The sequence below is a fragment of the Staphylococcus sp. EG-SA-2 genome (assembly GCF_017152085.1).
On sequence record NZ_JACYHC010000799.1, the window covers coordinates 1 to 1333 of the forward strand.

2 protein-coding genes are annotated in these 1333 nt (G+C 37.0%); both read right to left on the reverse strand.

What is annotated here, in order from left to right:
• Positions 1-2: 2 nt before the first annotated feature.
• Positions 3-980 carry a uroporphyrinogen-III C-methyltransferase gene (gene cobA, locus IDG60_RS14560; RefSeq protein WP_000109972.1) on the reverse strand — a complete coding sequence of 326 codons (978 nt, stop codon included), beginning with the start codon at positions 978-980 and terminating at the stop codon, positions 3-5.
• Positions 971-1285, reverse strand: coding sequence for a nitrite reductase small subunit NirD (nirD, locus tag IDG60_RS14565; protein ID WP_000448220.1), 315 nt, complete (start codon positions 1283-1285; stop codon positions 971-973). Before nirD ends, cobA begins: the two co-directional genes overlap by 10 nt.
• Positions 1286-1333: the final 48 nt, after the last annotated feature.

Sequence of the window (1333 nt, forward strand, 5' to 3'; positions counted from 1 at the left end):
AATTAGTGACATAACACTGTATTAGCATCTGCACGATCGGTTGAAATATATGTTACATTTTCTTGCTGCTTAATAAATGCATCATAGTAATCATATTGCGACGAATGATATGTGCCATTCGATGTATTATTTGGGTTTAGCAAACAGCCATAACCTTCGTCATATAAATGTTCACAGAGCATAAGGGCGTCATGTTTAGAACCACTTACTACATAAAATTGCTGAGTCGGATTAGAAGTTGTTGAGACATTTTCAGTATAACCAACAACTTCCCCAATAATACATATACCTGGTTTCGCCTCAATTGAATAGTGTTGCAATTTTGAAATAATATTACTTAAACGCCCCTTAACAACAAACTCGTTAAAACACGATGCTTGAAAGACAATCGCTATCGGGTAATCAATATCTGTGTATTGTTGTATCTGTGTGATAATTTTCCCTAAACGTTTTACCCCCATATAAATTGCTAACGTGCCACCATTCACTAAGGAATTGACATCCACTTCATTTTCTTCTGAATCTTTAAAGTGACCTGTAGAAAATGTCACACTTTTAGCAACTGTACGCATTGTCAAACCTGTCTGCATAGTAGCAACTGCTGCGCTCGCTGATGTCACCCCTGGTACAATTTCAAACGCAATATGATGTTCATTTAGTGTGTCGACTTCTTCTTGCACACGACCAAATATCGCTGGATCGCCACCTTTAAGTCTAACAACCTTGTTATATCGACGCGCTGCTTCCACGATACAGTCATTTATTTTTTCTTGCTGAATATGTTTTGCATACGGCTTTTTACCAACATCGATAATTTCAGTAGTCAAATTCGCATATTGTAAAATTAACGGATTCACTAATCGATCATATAGAATGACATCCGCTTCACGTATTAAACGCTCAGCCTTTTTAGTCAAATAATTCGGATTACCTGGGCCCGCACCTATCAAGTAAACCTTGCCATATTCCTCTACAGACATATATATACGTTCCCGTCTGTAACTTCTACCTCATAAACATCTACACAACCTTCATCAGGTTCTTGAACAATACCTGTATTTAAATCAATTTTTTGATCGTGGAGCGGGCAAAATACATATTCCCCACTCACTGTCCCTTCAGACAATGGTCCTTGTTTGTGTGGACAGATATTGTGAATCGCATGAATTTTGCCACTTTCTGTTAAAAACAATCCTACCTCTTTGTCTTTGACAATAACCTTTTTTCCAATTAGGGGTGTTAATTCATCTATAGTTGTCACTTTAATTTTTTCTTTTGTTTCCATGTATTACACCTTCTCCACTTCAAAAATTTTACGTGCTTGCGCATTGCT